We start from the raw sequence: 17,983 nt of genomic DNA, 5'->3' as shown, positions 1-17,983 counted from the left end.
CGCCGCCGCCACCCGTTGCCGTGATCCACGCCACACCGCGCCGGGCCGCCACGCCATCGACGAAGGATCCCCGAGCCCCTTCCGGAAGAAGGGACTCGGGGATCCTCGGACCGGCCGGCCCGACACCGGCGGTCGGTTCGGGGCGCCGCCTCCGCGGTCAGGCCGGCTCGACCGGCTCCGGGTCCCGGGAGGCGGCCAGGGTGCGGCCGAACGCGGCGAGGACGGCGGCGACGGCCAGCAGGCCGACCACGACCGCGAGGTTGCGCCCGAGGTCGGCGAGGTCGCGCGGCAGCGCCCAGTAGTAGGGCGCGGGGAGCATGACCGCCCAGGGGAGGGCGGCCAGCGCCACACCGGCGGCGCGCGGCCGGTCGGGCCGGCGGGCGGCGAAGTGGACGAAGAAGGCGATCGCCATCACCACGGCGGGCCAGGCCGACGACGCGTCGAGCAGCATCTGGGTGCTGCGCGGGAAGATGACCTCGGAGTAGTCCTCCAGGTCGCGCCAGGGCCAGGCGAGGACGAGCGCGCTCATCGGCAGCGCGATGACGGCCGCCGCGACGACCGTCCCGACCCGGGCGCGGACGCGCTGGTCGACGCCGTCGGGCGGGGCGATGAGCAGCGGCACCCCGAGCAGGAGCCAGAGGGGCAGCTGGTGGAGGGACAGGAAGAGCACCCCGGCCGGGTGGACGGCGTAGCCGACCGCGGCGCCGATCCGGGCGAGGACGCCGACCAGCACCAGGAGGCGGGCGGCGCCCCAGTGCCCGAGGCCGGCGCCGAGCAGCGCGAGGACCCAGGGGGCGGCCTGCACCGCGCCCACCGCGGTCGCGGCCGTGGTGTGCAGGCCCATCAGGTCGAAGCGCGTGTCCGCGACGAAGAAGGTCATCACCAGCTGGACGAAGGCCAGCGCCGCCCCTCCGGCCAGCAGGAACGGCGCGGCGCCGGCGAGCGCCCGGCCCGCGGGGTCTCCGGAGCTGAGCCGGGTCCGCAGCCGGGCGGCGTGCGCGGCCAGGGTGACCCACTCGCGCAGCACGGTGCGCCGGTCGGCGCCCTCGACGGACTCGGCGAAGACGGCGGCGATCTCCTCGCCGTGCGAGGCCCGGTAGGCGGCGGGGTAGATGCCGATCAGCGGGAGCCTGCCAGGCAGCGCCCCGGCCTGCTGCGCGGTCATGCCGCACCGCCGCTCAGCCGGAGCGCCCCGAGGCGCGGCCCCCGCCCGAGCGCGAGCCTGCGCTCGGCCTCGACGACTCCGGCCCGCAGCCGTTCCGCCTCCGCGCCCAGGACGTCCCGGCCGTCCTCGGTGAGGGCGAAGGTGCGCCGCATCCGGCCACCGACGACCTCCTCGTGGTCGATCCGGATCAGCCCCTGCTGGAGGAGCCGGTCCAGCGCGGTGTAGAGGGTGCCGGTGAGCAGCTTGGTCCGGCCGTCGGAGATGGCCAGGACTTCCTGGACGATCGCGTAGCCGTGCCGCGGGGCATCGGCGAGCGCGGTGAGCACGAGCCGGGTCGGCTCCTGTAGTTGACGGTTAGCCATGGCCGTGAGCATAGATCAATGGCAAACATATGTCGATGATTTAGCTATCGGCCCGCTCCACCTCCGTACCCGGCGGGCGCCGGGGCGGGAAGGCGCACGGTGAACACCGAACCCGCGCCGGGGCTGCTGGCCGCGTGGACGCCGCCGCCGTGGAGCTCGGCGAGCTTGCGGACGATGGCGAGGCCCAGACCGCTGCCGCCGCTCTGCCGGTTGCGGGACTTGTCGGCCCGCCAGAAGCGCTCGAACACCAACGACAGGTCCGCCTCGGCGATGCCGCCGCCGGTGTCGGCGACCTCGATGAGCAGGGCGTCGGGCTCCGTCCGGGTCCGCAGGGTGACCGTGCCGCCCGCCGGGGTGTGCCGGACGGCGTTGGCGACCAGGTTGCCCACCAGCTGGCGCAGGCGCACCGGGTCGGCAAACACCTCGCACCCGGCCATCTCGTACCCGGCCATCTCGTACCCGGCCGGGGCGCCGGCCGTCTCGGGCCCCGTCCGGTCCGCGACCGCCTCGACGACCAGGGCCACGCCCGACGCCTGCGCCCGGGCGCCGTGCGCGGTGGCGACCTGGGCCAACAGGTCCTCGACGTCCACGGGCTCGCGGTGCAGGGCCAGTTCACCGGCGTCGGCGGCGGCGAGGTCCCGCAGGTCGTCGACCAGGTGCTGGAGTTGCAGGGCCTCCTCCAGCAGCGAACTCGTCAAGGCGCCGTCGGCGGTGACGACGCCGTCCTCGACGGCCTCCAGCCAGCCGCGGATGTTGCTGAGCGGGGTGCGCAGCTCGTGCGCGATGTCGCCGACCATCGCCCGGCGCATCTCCTCCAGCTGTTCGCGGCGCTGCGCCATGGCGTTGAAGGCGGCGGCGAGTCCGGCGATCTCGTCGCGACCGGTCGCGGTCACCCGGGCGGAGAGGTCCCCGTCGGTCATCCGCCGGGCGGCGCGGGTGAGCGCGTTCAGCGGCCGGGAGAGCCGCAGGCCGACGATTGTGGTGATCGCCACGGTGACCGCCAGCACCAGCGCGGCGACCTCGGCGACCCGCCCGCGGTGCGGGGCGGACAGCACGGGGGCCTGGTCCGCCGCGCCGGCGGGCGCGCCGACGAACAGCAGCACGGGCGGCGCCACGTACCGGACGAGCTGCTGCCGGCGGGAGTTGGCGAGGCAGGCGGAGATCACCTGCTCCTGCTCCCGGTCGCGGGCCGGGGCCCACTGCAACCCCAGGGACAGCGTCACGGGCCGGATCTGCTGGCGCTCCAGGCAGGCGTTGACGAGCGCGGTGAGGTCGGCGAGGGCGGCGCTCTCGGTGCGGGTCGGGGCGTCCAGCACCAGCGGGGGCGCGCAGCGCACGCCGAGCGGCCGGCCGCCGGGGACGCTCACCACGGGGCGGCCGGCGGCGTCGTCGGTGACGGTCGCCTCGACGCCCAGTTCCGACCGCAGGCAGCCGGCCCGGTTCCGCGCGGCCTCCTCCATGGCCGCGCGCTCGGCGGTCGTCAGCCGGAACGGGCCCACGGCACGGGCGTCGATCCGGTCGGCCGGGGCGTCGGGCAGCATGGCGAGGTCGACGGAGAGCGGGTCGACCGTGGTGGTGGGCGTCCGGGGCAGCACCGTCCGGTCGGCGGCGCCCGGGGGCGGTGCCGACGGCGTGGCGGCCGGGGGCGGTGACCCGGGGGCGGTGGCGGGGGTCCCGGAGGTGGCGGCCGGTGACCCGGGTGCGGTGGCCGCGGAGTCGACGACCGGCTCGAAGCGCGGAGTGGTCAGCAGGATGCGCTGCCCGGTGTCGGCGGCGAGCCGCCGCACGGTGCTCTCCGCACCCGTCCAGTCGGGGTGGGTCGCGGCGTAGCCGAGCAGTTCGTGGTAGATCCGGGCCTGGTCCGCGAGGACCTGGCGCTGCTCCTGCCTGATCGCGCCCGTCGTGGTGCGGGCGGTCAGCCAGGCCGTCGCGGCGATCGAACAGAGCGAGACCAGGGCGGAGAGGGCGAGCAGCCGGATCAGCAGGCTGCGGCGCGGCGGGGCGTCACGACGCACCGCGCGGCCCCTCCGCGAGCTTGTAGCCGATGCCGTAGACCGTCAGCAGGCGGGTGGGGCGGCGCGGTTGGGGCTCGATCTTGCGGCGCAGGTTCATCACGTGGGTGTCGACGGTCCGGGTGGTGATGTACCGGTCGATGCCGTGCAGGTGCTCCAGCAGCTGGGCCCGGGTGAAGACCCGGCCGGGCTGGGCGGCCAGCACCTGGAGCAGCCGGAACTCGCCGGGCGTGCAGCTGACGGGCCGTCCGTCGGCGGTGACCTCGTGGCGCAGGGGGTCGACGGTGAGGGCCCCGGCGGTCAGTACGGCCGGGGGCGCGGCGGCGGGCGGCGCGGTCGGCGACAGGGTGGGCGCGGCCGGCGGCGCGGGAGCACCCGGGGTCAGCGGCCGGGACCCGCGGCGCAGCAGGGCCCGGACCCGGGCCACGAGCTCGCGCGGGCTGTACGGCTTGGTGAGGTAGTCGTCGGCGCCGAGGTCGAGTCCGAGCAGCAGGTCCTCCTCGGCGGTGCGGGCCGTCAGCATCAGCACCGGCAGGGCGGATTCGGCACGCAGGGCACGGCAGACGTCGAGCCCGTCCATGACGGGCATCATCACGTCGAGGACCAGGAGGTCCGCCGGGCCGCGCCGGGCCTGCTCCAGCGCGGCCCGGCCGTCGTGGACGACGACCACGCGATGCCCTTCCCGCTCCAGGTACAGGCGGGCCAGGTCGGCCTGCTTGGGATCGTCCTCGGCGACCACGACATGTGCGCACATGAGGATGATCGTAAGTCGCCCTCCGGAAGCACCCCTACCGGTTCCCGACAGCCTCTCGACAAGTTCCTGACATCGACGGACCAGGGTGGACGGAGTCCGCCGGGGGAAGCCCCCCGGCCCCGCCTCCGAAAGGCTCCCGTGTGATGCCCTCCCGCCGCCTGGTGTCCCTCGCCGCCCACGTCATCGGGACCGCCCTGCTGCTGTCCACCGTCCCCGCCGCCGCGGCCACGGCCGCCGAGCACAGGCCCGCCCCGGCCGCGCCCACCGTCGAGGCGGCCGAGGTGATGCCGCACCTCCAGGCCCTGCAGCGGATCGCGGACCGCAACGGCGGCAACCGCGCGCACGGCACCAAGGGGTACGCGGAGTCGGTGGCGTACGTGAAGCACGCGCTGGACCGGGCCGGCTTCCAGACGCAGCTGCGCCGCTTCTCCCACGACGGCAAGGACGGCTACAACCTGATCGCCGACTGGCAGGGCGGCGACCCCGACCACGTGCTGCTCACCGGCGCCCACCTGGACAGCGTCCCGATGGGCCCGGGGATCAATGACAACGGCTCCGGCTCGGCGGCCGTCCTGACCACCGCCCTCCAGGTGGCCAAGGCCAAGCTGAAGCCCGAGCGGCACCTGCGCTTCGCCTGGTGGGGGGCGGAGGAGCTGGGGATGGTCGGCTCGGCGGACTACGTCAAGAACCTGTCCGCCGGCGACCGCAAGGCCATCGACCTGTACCTCAACCTCGACCAGGCGGGCAGCAAGAACCTCCAGCAGTACCTCCTGGTGAAGGACGCGAAGAACAACGAGACCGCGGCCTTCCAGGCCTTCGAGAAGTGGTTCACCGACCGGGGCCTGGCCACCTTCGACATCCCGCTGGACAGCTCCGACAGCCAGCCGTTCGGGGACGCGGGCATCCCGTCGTCCGGCTTCAGCAGCGGCGTCTCGGACTGCCTCCACAGCGCGTGCGACAACCTCGCCAACGTCGACCCCGCGACGCAGGCGACCAGCACCAACGCCATGATCGGCGTGGTGTGGCAGTTCGCCACCGCCAAGCCCGCAGCCGCCAAGCCCGCCGCCCCCGCCGTTCCGGCCACCACCGCCCCGGCCACCGTCCCCGCCGCCCCCCGGTCCTGACCGCCCGTCCCCAGGAGCCACAGATGCGCACACCGCCGAGTCGCCACCGCCGCAAGGCCGTCACCCTGGTGGCCGCCGCCACCGCCCTCGGAGTCGCCCTGACCGCCGCCCCCGCGGGAGCGACCGGGATCGGGGACCCGTACTTCCCCGAGGACGGCAACGTCGGCTACGACGTGGCGAACTACGACGTCCGGATCGCCTACGACCCGGCTCACCCCGACCAGTTGAACGGCGACACGACCGTCACCGCCCGGGCCCTGCAGTCGCTCGACCGCCTCTCCCTGGACCTCAAGGGCTTCCAGGTCGCCTCCGTCACCGTGAACGGCACCCCGGCCAAGTCGTTCTCCCGCTCCGGCACGCACAAGCTGGACATCGTGCCCGCCCGCCGGGTGGCCGGCGGCGCCACCTTCGCGGTGCGGGTGGTGTACGCGGGCAAGCCCGACCCCGAGGGCTGGCACCAGCTGGTGTCCGGCGGCGTCAACGCGATGGGCGAGCCGCACTCGGCGACCTCCTGGTTCCCGTCCAACGACCACCCGTCCGACAAGGCCACCTTCTCGCTCGCCGCGACCGTCCCCGACGGCTGGACCGCCATCGGCAACGGCCGGCCCGGCCAGACCACCAGCAAGGACGGCTCGACGACCTTCCGCTGGCGCGAGGACAAGCCGATGGCGACCTACCTCAGCACCGTCGCCATCGACAAGTTCACCGTCCACCGCTCGGCGCTGCCCGACGGGACGCCGGTCATCACGGCCTACGGCCCGGACGTGCCGATCGACGACATGGCCAAGGCGACCGAGGCCCAGCAGCCGGAGATCATCGCCTTCCTGGCCTCCAAGTTCGGCCCGTACCCGTTCTCCTCCGCGGGCGCCATCGTCCGCAGCTGGACCAAGGAGACGGGCACCGGCGCGCCGGACCTGGAGACCCAGAGCCGGCCCACCTACACCAACTACTTCTGGGACTCCGCGGCCGTCCACGAGATCACCCACCAGTGGTTCGGCGACAGCGTCTCGTTCACCGACTGGCGCGACGGCTGCATCGCCGAATGCGTCGCCCAGTACGCCAACCAGCTGTGGGACGAGCACCAGGGCAGCAACCTCGACACCGGCTTCTACACCCCCACCGTCGAGGAGAACCGGAACAAGCCGGAGTTCTGGTCCACCAAGCTGTACGACCCCGGGCAGGGCCAGGAACTGGCCTCAGCCCTCTACTTCAAGGGCTCCCTGATGATGCACGCCCTGCGGCGCACCGTCGGCGACGACGCGTTCTTCGCCACCCTCAAGCGCTGGACCGCGGACCACGCCTACGGCAACGCCTCCTTCCCCCAGTTCGAGACCCTCGCCGCCAAGGTCTCGGGCAAGGACCTCAAGGGCTTCTTCGACGCCTGGGCCCACGGCACCACACTCCCCGCGAAGGAGTACCTCTACCCCGGCACCCTGGCCCCCCTCGCCCCGGCGGGCAGCCAGTAACACCCCCCCCCAGCCCCCTCCCCCGCGCCGACGCCAACCCTCCTGACGCTCCATCAGGAGGGCTGGTGCACGCCCGGATTGAGCTCCTCCAGGATGGCGTCGGAGACAGTCCGCGGCAGCGGGCGCTGCGGAGCCGGGGTGCCGCCGTGCGTCGATCTGAAGTCGCCGACGGGGGCCGGGAAGTGGCCCATCTCGTGGAACAGGCCCGAGAGGTCCGTGTCCTGCGGCGGCAGCGGCGGCAGCTCATGGGGCAGGTCCCCCACCGGGACGAGCTCGATCTCCGACGGGCCGCCCCCTGGCGTACCGTCCCCCGTCGTACCGCCCCCCGTCGTACCGCCGCGCGGTGGGCGCGGGCCCTCCAGCCTGCCGTTCAGCCAGCCCTCGATGTGGTCGCCCGGCGAGATGGAGAACTTGTTCCCGGGATTCATCGCCCCGTGCCGCCACCCCCACGCCCCGGCGAACGCGCCGTTGGCCGCGCCGGAGACGTAGTCACCCGACAGCCCGAACACCGCGTCCTGCGCCGCGCCTTCGGCCATCCCGGTCAGCGCCCCGTAGCCGGTGTTCCAGACCAACCCGGCCGCGCCCTTGGCGAACGCGCCGGCCTCCTTGCCGGTCAGCGAGGTGAAGCCCTTCCCGAGCCCCTTTCCCAGGCCCTTGCCCAGACCCTTGCCGAGCCACCCGGCACCGACACCGACCGCGCCGCCCACCGCCCCGTTGATGGCGGCCGTGCCCAGCTCACCGCCGTCGATCGACGTGCGGTGGCCCTGGCCCAGCTCGATCACCTGGGCCAGCAGGTCGAAGCCCACCTGGGCCAGCACCGACTCGGCGACCCGGGTCACCGCGCTGATCAGCGCCTTGCGCAGGAAGGCCCACACCAGGGCCCTGGTGAAGGCGATCTCCGCAGGCGCCGCCTCGGCCCCGCCGAAAAGGAAAAACACGGCGTCGATGGCCAGTTGAACGGCCAGGACCACCAGCGCACCGATGATCTCGATGCGCAGGGTCTCGATCTGGTTCGCCAGGTTGTGCAGCGCGTCGGCGGCGGCGTCGCAGCACTGGGCGATGAGCGGCAGCGCGGCGTCGTCGGCGACGGCGAGCCTGGCCAGATAGGCGTCGAACGCGTCCTTGCTGGCACCGCTCAGACCCTGGTCGAGCTGGGACTTGGCGTCCGCCAGGTCCAGGACGCAGGCACGGATCGACTTCGCCGCCTCGGTCCAGGCATCCGCCTCGGCCCGCAGCGCGCTCTCGTTCCCGGTGGGCCACTTGTTGCCCACCAGGATCATCAGCAGGTTCTGCAACCCGTCCGGCAGCGAGGCGTTGGGGGCGTCGACCGCCATCACGCGCCGCCGCTACCGGGCACCGGGAACGTCCAGGCGAGTTCCGTGGCGTGCTCGTCGGCCCTCTCGAACGTGCTACGCGTGGCACCGAGGGCGTCGGCCAGCTTGCGCAGGGTGTCCGGCAGCGCCTGCACCGCCTTCAGCAGATCGTCCCGCGGCTGGGCGAAGGCCTGGTCGAAGCCCTGCCCGAGCGCCGGATCATCCCCCCAGGGCGCCGCACCGAACAGGGCCGCCGAGCTGAGCGCCGTCCAGGCGGCAGCCATGCCCTCGGCCGCCTTGCCCGCATCCGCCCCGGCCTTGCCCACCAACGCGAAGTCGACCACCAGCGTCCCGTCCAGAGTCGGCAGCTGCGGCACCGCCGGCCCGCCGTACGGCGGCACCCCGGTGGGCGCATTGCGGTAACCACCAGTGGGACCAGGCACATCAGGCAACGGAGGAGTCGGCACCCACCCACCTCACCCGATCCCACCCCGGACCTCGACCACTCTTGACGACATCCCAACGATCACCGCCCCACTCCTGACACCCCCCTGACACCCGGCACCGAAGCCGGCACCCTCCGAGCCCCTACACCCCGGAGAAGCCCTTCTTCATGACGAACCCCTGGCGGACCAGGACCCACAGGTCCTTCCCGTTCTCCTCAGCCGTCAGCCAGAACCGACAACTACCGCTCCCGTCCTTCCGGGTCGCGTCCACGTAGACCCCCGGCCCCACGTCATCGAGGATCGCCTTCTTCCAGCGCCCCTCGATCTCCGTCGGCCGTTCGCGATCCGCCGAGGCAACGCCGCACACGCGGGCCGGCACTTGCGCCGATCCGACCCGCCCTTCCGGGAGAAGCTCGACAGCCGCCGTTCCACCGCTCCACCGTCCGACCGGATCCGGCACGTCAGGGCCCGGAAGTCGGACCATCATCCACACGGCCCAGCCCACCCCGAGGACACCCAGCAACCCACCGAGCACACTTCACAGGACAATTCGCCGCCCCTTCACGCGCCCTCCATCAAAGGATCTCTGAAACGACCGGCGGCGGGGCCGTCTCGAAGACCGCCCCGCCGCCACAGAAGTCGTGCGCCACCGTCTGCGGCAGTCCGAACAGGTCAGTGCAGGAGTGCCTTCACAGCCATACCCAGGACAGCCGCCCCAGGAACCACGATGAAGAACCAGCCGACAATCAGCGCGATCACCGGGATCGACTTCTTCTCAGCACCCTCCACGAAGAAGTCGCGGGTTCCACGAAAATTCGTGACCAAGGCCAATCCCAGGACAATCGGTATCAGCATTCCAAGGACGACCATCAAAACTCCCGACCTCACAGGACAAGGATCGCATATGGTAGCACCGCCCAGTCAGAACTGACAATCCATCGGTTCGCCTGGACCCTAGCCTTCCTACCCCGCAGCGAAAGCCCTCCCCGCCCACTTATCATCCTCCACGCAACAAATCCACAAGCTACCCCCTCAACAGCTGAGCACCCCATCCGGCAACCGGATGGGGCGCTCATGTCACAGACCTACCGGCTATCCACGCCAACGGGCTACTGCCCGGGCGAATGGCTCTTGACCAGCGTCCACGCCAGCCATCGTCAGCCACCCGTCCTGCCGCTTGGAATACTGGAAGAACCTCTCGCACTTCAGATCGCCGTCGACGGATACCAGCTGGGCGACTGCGCCAGGTCCGGCGTCGTCAAGCGTCCCGTACTTCCAGGTGCCGGTGAACTTCACCACGGTCGGAGACTTCTCTCCACGACACATGGCGGGGAGCAGACTTGCCTCGCCGAGCGATTACTCGATGAGCCCCACCAGGATTGAACGGGAAGTTACCTTAAGTGCCCAGAATAAACATCTGGGTCCCCGATGCGCATCACGCGCCCGGGGACCCAGATGTCGCAAAATCAGGATCTAGGCGAAGGCGCGGGCATCACTACCATTGCGTAGATCACACCGAGTGCGCTCATCAGCAGGAAGGGCCAAGCACCTGCAAGGAGATAGAGCAGTGGGGGCAGAGCAAACAACACGGCAGCCGCCCCCCGAACATTCCTCCCCCTGGCCGCCCAAAAAGAGACCAGGAAGAGAAAGAACAGTGTGGGGACAGTTATTGTGAGCGAGATAAGCGCCAGCAGCTTGAGGCTATCCAGGGAGTCGGCTCGAGAGAATCCATTGGCGTCATGCCCTCCGGGCGCAAATGCTGAAAGAACGAGCATAAAAACGCACACGGGAGCCACGCACACCGCAAGATATCTCAGCAGCGCCCGACTGAACCACCGGCCGACTCGATTAAATCTGTTAATCAGCACCCTGATACACACCCGCCATTCTGGTAGGTACGGTCCGAAGGTGAGAAGAGGGATGACGCAAACGGAACTGCAAGCAGACCAGGATCTCCCTGAAATTGGCCCATCTCATCCCTGGCAATCACGTGGGGACTCTCTCCTCGACGATACTGAACCACCTCTAGATCGGGATAGTGATCACCTCGTCGAGTAACAGAAACTCCGGACGGCCCAAGATCTATATCCAGGGAATTGTCGGCGCCAAATATCCTCATCTTGCTGTTGATGCCATGAATTCTGGCATGAAGGCCCTTATCGTCCAGCTGCATGAACTTAACTGAACTCTTGTGGCTCCATGACGTGCCCCAGCCACTGTCGCCCTCTTCGATCTCCTTCGCTGGAACTATCTGCGGCGGCACCCAGACATTCCTCGTAGTCGGATGGCGCGACGTACCGCCAATTACCGTATCGTGATGCCCCGCCACAGTTGACGGCATCACGGTAAACGTTGCGCCACCGGTATCGGTATCCCAGAAAACGGTCATGCGCGCGCTATCGGCTGGCGAATTCGACCAAGATCGATTATCACCCAGCAAACTCCCAAAGGCGGCATTCTTCATATGAATGAAGAACCTCGCCATGATGATACCGTTACCACCGCCATTGCTGGGACCCGACTTAGCGAACCTCTGTGAATATGCGGGCGTCGGCCCAAACCCCACCTCGCGAGCAGTGTCGTAGTAGTCGCGGTTGTTCTGTTCAACGATCTTCTGGTAGTTCGGCCCCTCGCTCTCCACCTTGGTGCCCATGTTGGAGCACTTGGCCATCCCACTGGCGCACTCCTCCAGGGCCATGCCGGTGGGGTCGGTCTTGTTGACCGGGTCGTTGTTGCTGTACCCGTAGGCGTCCCACTGCTGCGGGTCGTCGGGCAGGAGCAGCGGGTCCGGGCTGAGGAAGCGGCCGGTGGTGGGCTGGTACTGGCGCGCGCCGAGGTTGGTGAAGCCGGTGGCGTCGTCCTTGAGGCCTCCCACGTAGCCCTTGTCGCCGGCCCAGGCGGTGGTGCTGGAGGTGGTGCCGCGCGGGGCGCCGAAGGGGTCGGTGGGGCGGCGGGTCTCGGCGAGGCTGTCGCGGCCGATGGACAGGGTGTTGGTGCCGTGGTGGTCGGCGAACTGGTAGGTGAGCTTGGTCGGGCTCTCGCGGACCAGGGTGATGCCGCCGGGGATGCTGTAGTAGCGGGTACCGGTGCTGGTCTTGGTACCGGTGTCGTAGGTGAGTTCGTCGCCGCCACCGAGGTTGACGGTGACCTTGCCGGGGTTGCGGCGGATCAGCTGGTTGCCGTCGGCGTCGTAGACGTACGTCGTGACGGCCGAACCCTGAGCGAGTGAGGCGAGCTTGCCCTCGACGTCCCAGGTCAGCGTGGAGGCGTTGGCCGAGTCGGCGGCATTCCAGGTGGAGGTGCCCCACTTGGAATTCCAACCGGGCGCGTAGACGATGAACTTGCCGTCGTCCTGGACGGTCGCGAAGTAGCCGCTGGCGTTACCCGCCCAGGTCTGCGAGGACCAGAGCGGGACGCGCTGCGGGTCATAGACGACGAAGTTGCCGTCGTCCTGCATGGTGGCCCAGGCTCCCGGGTGGTTCTGGGTGTTGGTGGACCAGAGGACCTGGCCGGTGCGCAGCGAGCTGAGCACCAGGTTGCCGTCGTCCTGCATGGCGAGTCGGACGCTGTTGGAGCGCACGCTCTCACCGGACTTGAGGACGGACCCGGCGTTGAGGATCTTGATGCCGTTGGGGTTGTTGATCTTCGTGGTGTTGCCGGCCGCGTCGTACTCGTCGGTGCCCTGGGGGGCGGTGGCCGAGCCGTAGGTGTACGTGCCGCCGGCGAGTGCGTGCGGGCCGCCGGTGCCGCCGCCCGTGCCGGCCGCGGTGGTCGGCGTGTTGCGGGTGCCGGGGGTCGGGAAGGTCTGGTCGACCTTCACGTCCTTGGACTGGTCACCGGCCGGGTTGTGGTCGACGAGCTTGGTGCGGTTGCCGGTCAGGTCGTAGGTGTAGTCCTGCCAGTAGGCGGCGTTGCCGCCCACCGTCGTCTTCGAAGGCGCCGAAGCCCCGCTGGTGGGAGTGGAGTTGGCGCACGCCCCCTGGCCTGCCAGGGACGGGGTGGGCTGGTCGAGCCGCCCGGTGTCGCTCCACGCGGTGGTGAGCCGGCCCAGGTAGTCGTAGGAGAAGCACTGCAGGTCGGTGGCGGCCGGGGTGTTGTTCGGGATGCTCCGGATCGCCGTGATCCGGCCGGCCTGGTTGTAGGCGTAGGTCGTGTTCTGGACCGTGCCGTCGGTGGAGGTCTGCTTGTCGACGTACTGCGTCAGCGGACGCCCGGTGGACACGTCGTAGGTGTTGGTGGCGACGATCTGCCAGCCGAACGGGTTGACGGTGGAGCGGATGTTGCGCCCGTAGGCGTCCCAGTCGGACTGACGGAGGTAGGTGTCGTCGGCCCCGCCCATGTCGTGCAGCAGGCCGTAGATCTCGTAGTTGTAGCCGATCGACTCGTAGGCGAGGTTGCCGACGGCGGCCCGGTACTCGGTGGTCACGGCGCCGGTGATCGGGTCGTAGACGGTCTCGTACTCGTAGGTCGCCTGCCCGGTCTTGCCGATCTCGCTGCCGGGGATCGACACGGTGGACTTGGTCGGCCGGTATGCCGGGTCCAGCTCTGTGACGGCCTTGGTGTAGGCCGCTCCGCCGGCGCCCCCGACGTACCGGGTGGAGCTGGCGGCCTGGCCCTTGGCGACGGTGTCGTAGGTGTAGCCGGTGAGCTGGTTGGCCGGGTTGACCGTGCCGTTGTAGGTGCCGGTCTTGCGGCCGAGCAGGTCGTAGGTGAGCGCCATCGACTGACCGCGCGCGTCCGTGGTGGTGGCCAGGCGGCCCGCACTGTCGTAGGTGCGGATCGAGACGCCGGTGTCCGGGTCGTCGGCCTTCACCTGACGGCCGCGCTGGTCGTAGCCGTAGCTCCAGCTGTTCCCGGCGGCGTCGACTCGCGTCGCGGGCTGGCCGCTCGGGGTGTAGGTGTACGTGGTGACGTCGGCGTCGGCCTGCTTGCCGGTAGCGGACGGCGTCCTGTACTGCCACAGCTGGCTGGTGCGGCCGCGGGCGTCGGAAAGGGTGCTGGTCGCGGTGGCACCGGCCGGCGGCGACACGTCGACCCGGTCGGCGCCCGGGTAGGCGGTGGTCGTGGTGTTCTGCAGCACGCCGAGGGCGATGAACTGTGTGCTCACCGGTCGGCCCATGCCGTCGAAGGCGGTGGAGGTCTGGCCGGGGACCTCGGCGGGGATCGCGTTGAATCGGACCGTGTTCGGACCGGCGGTGTCGTCGTAGTGGGTGTTGAAGGTCCGGTTGGTGCGGCCCTGCGAGTCGTAGAAGGTGTCCGTCAGCAGTCGGCCGTGGTAGGCGGAGATGGCCGGGTTGGTCTGGGTCTGGATGGTCCGGGCCAGGCCGTCCACGATCTGGGTGGAGACCGCGTAGCTCTCGTTGGAGCGCAGCGTCCGGCTGGTGACGGTGGACGGCCGGGCTGTGCCGTCCACCGTGTAGTCGAAGGTGAAGTTGGCTCTCGCGCTGGTCGCCCGGCCCGGGGTCCAGACCGCCTTGAGTCGACCGAGGGAGTCGTACGACTGGGTGACGGTACGGGCGTTGGGGTCGGTGGTGGTGATCGGCAGCGCGCGGGCCGGGTTCAGCGTGGTGGTGGTGTTGCGCTTGGCTCCGGCGTCGGACGCTCCCGCCGGGGCCGGGGTGCCGGTCACGGTCCGGTTGGGCAGCTCGCCCGGGTTCGCCGAGCCGTAAGTCGTGGTCACGGTGGCGCCGTTCGGATTGGCGCTGTCGGTGGCCGTCACGTCGGTGGCGGTGGTGGCGCGGCCGTAGACGTCGTAGGCGGAGGTGCCGGTGGTCACGAACTGAGCTGCGCCGGAAGCGTCGTAGCGGTCCAGCACCTGCGCACCGGTCGGTTCCCCCTTGGCTCCCGCCGCGCCGAACGCCGCACCGTCGTACAGGGTGCGGGCGCCGGAGACGGTGTTCGCTGCGGTCGGCGTCGCCGTGCAGGCGTTCGCTCCGGAGACGGTCAGCGCCTCGGACACCAGCCCGGTCATGCTCGGATTCGCGCCGGTGGCGTAGGAGTTGCGGACACAGACGTCGGGTGTGCCGTCGGCGGTGCTGAGGCTGGTCTTGATCCGGTTGCCGTTCGCCGGGTCACTGGCGGTCACCGTCGAGGTGGCCCGGGTTCCGGTGGTGGTCCGGCTGGTCGAGGTGCTGGTCGAGGTGGTGGCCGCGTACCGGGCGACGAGGTCCGGCAGACCGGGCCGCTTGTGGGTCGCGGTGGTCACCGGGCCACTGCTGGTGTTCACGGTGGACGCCTCGGGTGCGGCCGCGTCGGCATCGACGTAGACGTCGCTCTCCAGCACCCGGCCGGACAGCCAGTCGTCGTCGCGGCGGGCGCCGCTCGTCGGCCCGGACACCGTCGCCGACCGGGCCGATCCGTCCGCCTTCAGGTCACCGTCCATTCCCTGGTGGTAGCTGGTCGACGTCTTGGACTTCGCGCCGTCCTTGCCCGAGCCGGTCACGGCGGTCACCTTGGCGTAGCCGCGGAACTGGTCCCAGGTGCGGGACTTGTCGTCCACCAGGGCGCCGTCGTTGCGGTGCCAGGCGGCCGGCCCGTACTCGTAGGCGGTGACCTTGGTGACCGAGCCGGCGACGAGGTTGGAGTTCGGGTCGACGGTCACCGAGGCGACCGGGTAGCGCAGGAACCAGTCGTCCACCATCGCGGCCACACCCGTGTCGTACCACTTCACGTTGTAGCAGCTCATGGTGTTGCCGTCCGCCGAGGACGGCATCTTGCCCGTGGTGCGCATGCACGATTCGCGGTTGTAGTCCACCGCGATCGTGCCGCCGGTCTCAAGGGTGATCACCTCGATCCGCGGCCGATAGTAGCGGGGGCGGGCCGGGACGAGGCCGTCCACCCGGTTGGGCAGCATCAGGTCCGCGAAGGTGACCTCCGGCAAGGCCTGGTCGGTCTGCCCGTTGAAGGTGTCCTTGCCGATCCGCTTGACCGCCTGGAGCCACGGGATCTGCGTGTTCTCATCGGAGTTGGCCGGTTTCTTGAACGTGTGCGTGAGCTCGTAGCGGTCCACCGGGCGGTACGAGCCGCCGGAGCGGATCGAGGTGGTGACGGCGTTCAGCCACCTGGTCGACCAGTAGGTCGGCCCGTAGCTGGAGCAGGTGCCCTGCTCGGCGCACTGCTTGTCGAGCGGCACGTCCGGCCAGTTGGCCGCGTTGGCCGAGGTCCGCTGCGCGGGGTCGCAGGCCGCCGCGCCCGAGACGCAGCGCTCGTCCGTCTCGAAGTCGATCTTCGCGGCGGGCTGGTGCGCGCCGTTCGCACCGAGCTGGTCGGAGAGCAGCTGCCCGTAGCCGATCGAGGCGAGCGTGCCGCCGCGGGTGTACGAGGAGTTCACACCACTGCCGCGGTTCTGGCCGCCACCGCGGGCGTACCAGTTGGCCTCCGGCGCGTAGGTGTAGGTGGTCAGGTTGTTGTGGGCGTCGACGACGTAGTCGAGGTTCCAGCGCCATGCCGTCTGGCACCACGATCCCTTGCCCTTGGCAGCGTCATAGCACGGGTCACCCGCGTTCGGCGAGTACACCGGCACCGTCCAGGCCGACTTGCTCTCCGGGCCGGTGCTGGTCGGCGCACCGGACGCGGAGGGCAGGTGGTTGAGGCCGAAGTAGTAGACCGTGCCGGAGCTGTCGGTGACCTTGAGGTACGACCCGTTCCAGGTGCCGTTGTCGGCGCCGGTGAGGAACTCGACCTTGGTCCCGTCGTCGTTCCTCAACCGCCAGGTGCACGTGGACTGCTCGGACTTGGCGTCACCGGACGCGCAGGGGTCGTTGGGCACGAGTTCGCCCGAGTGGCCGCCCAACGACAGGGTCAGGTTCGCCCCGCCCCAGCACTGGTCGCCGGATCCGGCAATCCCGGCCTTGTCGCACGCCTTGTAGGAGCGCTCGACGAAGCCCGAGCTGAAGTCCCAGCCGTCACCGATCCAGGACGCCTGGGAGTTGGTCGACGAGGTCCTCCCGTCGACCGCCGCCGAGTCGTATCCCAGTGCCACCTGGGGCGCCGTGCCGCCGAGCGACGGCGGGGACTGGACCGGGTAGCTGTACGTGAACGAGCCCGACGAGCTGCCGGCCGTCCACGCCTGGCTCGGGGAGAGCGAGGTCGCGCTGTAGGTGCCGAGGCCGCTGGACGGGGTACCCTCGGCCGCCAGCACCATCCGCGCCGGGGCTGCGGGCACAGGGCCGGAGGACGGCGCCTGGTCCCCGGACTTCGACTCGGCTCGCTGTCCCTTCGTCAGAGCGGCTTCGACGGCGGGCAGGTCGATGTCGGCGACGAGCTTCTTCGCCTCCGCGTCGTAGTGCGAGGGCACCGGCGTGCGCGCCAGGCAGCCGGCCACCTCGGGCGTGGTCAGCGAACACGCGGGCAGCGACACCAGCTGTGCCCGCTCGGCGAAGCCACCACCGAATCCGGCACCGGACAGGTCCAGACCCAGCCGCACCTTCGTCGCGTCCGTCTGCTCGGCGCGCTCCAGCGTGACCAGGGCTCCCTGCACACCGGCGGCACCGGTGGCCTTCGCGTCGGCGACACTCACCTTGACCGGCGGGTTGGCCGGACCGGCGTCCGCGCCCGGCGCAGCACCCGAGGCCTTCGACGCGGTATCCGGCGCGACGGGCGCCAGCCACACCGGCAGTTCACCGGCCCGCTTCGAGGCGCCGGCCGCCGGCTCCCACACCTCGGCGCCGTCCGGACCCTTGCGAACGGCCTTCGCACCGGGCGCCGGCGCGGGATCCAGCAGGGCGACGGCCGAGCCCGAGGCACTCTTCGGAGCGCCCTTCGGCGGCACCCAGTCCGGTGAGCCCTTCTTCGCCGACACCGACTTCGGCTGCTCTGGTGAGCCCGGTACGGAAGCCGTCTTCGGCAGCGGAGTACCCGGCGGCGACCAGATCTTGTCCTTGTCCGCCACCGGCGCAGCCAACGCCGGGACGACAGGTGACACAAGAGCACTCAGCACGGTCAAAGCGCTCACAAAAGCGACACGAGAGCTTCGACGCCGCCCTGGTGGCGGCGCTCCCCTCCCCGCCGACCACGGCAAACGGACACGACGAACAGACACCGTTACCCCCCATAGGTAGCCACGCCTCAGCTAGGGCGTGGACAGACGACTGTGGCGGACAGTAGGGGGTAATGCGGCCCCGGGTCGAGGAGTCGACCGATCAAGACGTGTGGTGATTCATGTCACAGGGGAACCAAAGCGGTTCGCCCACCCCCAAACCAGACAGTCGAACACCTAAATGAGTTGACCATCAGTTTGCCATTGCGCGATCTTGCTGGCGCCCCCTGCCCGCGCCTTTACCCATCGGCCAGGGGGCGGACCCGATTGTCGTACCGAGGGGGGAACCTCACCACATGCCCGC

11 protein-coding genes are annotated in these 17,983 nt (G+C 70.5%); 2 read left to right on the top strand and 9 right to left on the bottom strand.

Annotation, left to right across the window (positions count from 1 at the left end):
- Positions 1-157: 157 nt before the first annotated feature.
- Genes ACIP37_RS23845 through ACIP37_RS23830 form a run of 4 tightly spaced genes read right to left on the bottom strand, consistent with a single transcriptional unit; the run spans position 158 to position 4,293 of the window.
- Complete coding sequence (locus tag ACIP37_RS23845) at positions 158-1,165, bottom strand: hypothetical protein (RefSeq protein ID WP_400810086.1); 1,008 nt, start codon at positions 1,163-1,165, stop codon at positions 158-160.
- Positions 1,162-1,527 (bottom strand): PadR family transcriptional regulator, encoded by a 366-nt coding sequence (locus ACIP37_RS23840; protein WP_400810087.1) that lies wholly within the window; start codon positions 1,525-1,527, stop codon positions 1,162-1,164. The genes ACIP37_RS23845 and ACIP37_RS23840 overlap by 4 nt, the downstream gene beginning before the upstream one ends.
- Before the next feature lie 44 nt (positions 1,528-1,571).
- Positions 1,572-3,542 (bottom strand): sensor histidine kinase, encoded by a 1,971-nt coding sequence (locus ACIP37_RS23835; RefSeq protein WP_400810089.1) that lies wholly within the window; start codon positions 3,540-3,542, stop codon positions 1,572-1,574.
- Positions 3,532-4,293, bottom strand: a complete 762-nt coding sequence (locus tag ACIP37_RS23830; protein WP_363585162.1) for a response regulator transcription factor — start codon at positions 4,291-4,293, stop codon at positions 3,532-3,534. The genes ACIP37_RS23835 and ACIP37_RS23830 overlap by 11 nt, the downstream gene beginning before the upstream one ends.
- Before the next feature lie 143 nt (positions 4,294-4,436).
- Here ACIP37_RS23830 and ACIP37_RS23825 point away from each other — a divergent pair, with 143 nt between their 5' ends.
- Both ACIP37_RS23825 and ACIP37_RS23820 read left to right on the top strand, forming a co-directional pair.
- The gene (locus ACIP37_RS23825; protein ID WP_400810091.1) at positions 4,437-5,417 is read left to right on the top strand and encodes a M20/M25/M40 family metallo-hydrolase; all 981 of its coding nucleotides are present in this window, start codon (positions 4,437-4,439) and stop codon (positions 5,415-5,417) included.
- A gap of 23 nt (positions 5,418-5,440) precedes the next feature.
- Complete coding sequence (locus ACIP37_RS23820) at positions 5,441-6,883, top strand: M1 family metallopeptidase (protein ID WP_400810092.1); 1,443 nt, start codon at positions 5,441-5,443, stop codon at positions 6,881-6,883.
- 53 nt (positions 6,884-6,936) lie between these two features.
- Here ACIP37_RS23820 and ACIP37_RS23815 read toward each other — a convergent pair whose 3' ends face one another.
- From ACIP37_RS23815 to ACIP37_RS23795, 5 genes are all read right to left on the bottom strand, one after another.
- Complete coding sequence (locus ACIP37_RS23815; RefSeq protein ID WP_400810093.1) at positions 6,937-8,217, bottom strand: hypothetical protein; 1,281 nt, start codon at positions 8,215-8,217, stop codon at positions 6,937-6,939.
- On the bottom strand, positions 8,217-8,639 hold the full coding sequence (locus ACIP37_RS23810; protein ID WP_400810095.1) for a type VII secretion target: 423 nt from the start codon (positions 8,637-8,639) through the stop codon (positions 8,217-8,219). The genes ACIP37_RS23815 and ACIP37_RS23810 overlap by 1 nt, the downstream gene beginning before the upstream one ends.
- 145 nt (positions 8,640-8,784) lie before the next feature.
- The gene (locus ACIP37_RS23805) at positions 8,785-9,165 is read right to left on the bottom strand and encodes a hypothetical protein (protein ID WP_400810097.1); all 381 of its coding nucleotides are present in this window, start codon (positions 9,163-9,165) and stop codon (positions 8,785-8,787) included.
- 149 nt (positions 9,166-9,314) lie between these two features.
- A complete protein-coding gene (locus tag ACIP37_RS23800; protein WP_400810099.1) occupies positions 9,315-9,512 on the bottom strand; it encodes a hypothetical protein in 198 nt (65 codons plus the stop codon).
- Positions 9,513-10,503: 991 nt separating this feature from the next.
- The gene (locus tag ACIP37_RS23795; protein WP_400810101.1) at positions 10,504-17,532 is read right to left on the bottom strand and encodes an RHS repeat-associated core domain-containing protein; all 7,029 of its coding nucleotides are present in this window, start codon (positions 17,530-17,532) and stop codon (positions 10,504-10,506) included.
- Positions 17,533-17,983: the final 451 nt, after the last annotated feature.

It is taken from the genome of Kitasatospora sp. NPDC088861, from assembly GCF_044750105.1.
GTDB lineage: Bacteria > Actinomycetota > Actinomycetes > Streptomycetales > Streptomycetaceae > Kitasatospora.
The sequence above is the reverse complement of the archived record's forward strand: the minus strand, read 5'-3'. Positions and strand labels throughout refer to the sequence as shown.

Bases quoted from the DNA above. Each gene is read 5' to 3' on its own strand.
- ACIP37_RS23845 (WP_400810086.1), bottom strand. From the start codon at position 1,165: ATGACCGCGCAGCAGGCCGGGGCGCTGCCTGGCAGGCTCCCGCTGATC.
- ACIP37_RS23840 (WP_400810087.1), bottom strand. From the start codon at position 1,527: ATGGCTAACCGTCAACTACAGGAGCCGACCCGGCTCGTGCTCACCGCG.
- ACIP37_RS23830 (WP_363585162.1), bottom strand. From the start codon at position 4,293: ATGTGCGCACATGTCGTGGTCGCCGAGGACGATCCCAAGCAGGCCGAC.
- ACIP37_RS23825 (WP_400810091.1), top strand. From the start codon at position 4,437: ATGCCCTCCCGCCGCCTGGTGTCCCTCGCCGCCCACGTCATCGGGACC.
- ACIP37_RS23820 (WP_400810092.1), top strand. From the start codon at position 5,441: ATGCGCACACCGCCGAGTCGCCACCGCCGCAAGGCCGTCACCCTGGTG.
- ACIP37_RS23815 (WP_400810093.1), bottom strand. From the start codon at position 8,217: ATGGCGGTCGACGCCCCCAACGCCTCGCTGCCGGACGGGTTGCAGAAC.
- ACIP37_RS23800 (WP_400810099.1), bottom strand. From the start codon at position 9,512: ATGGTCGTCCTTGGAATGCTGATACCGATTGTCCTGGGATTGGCCTTG.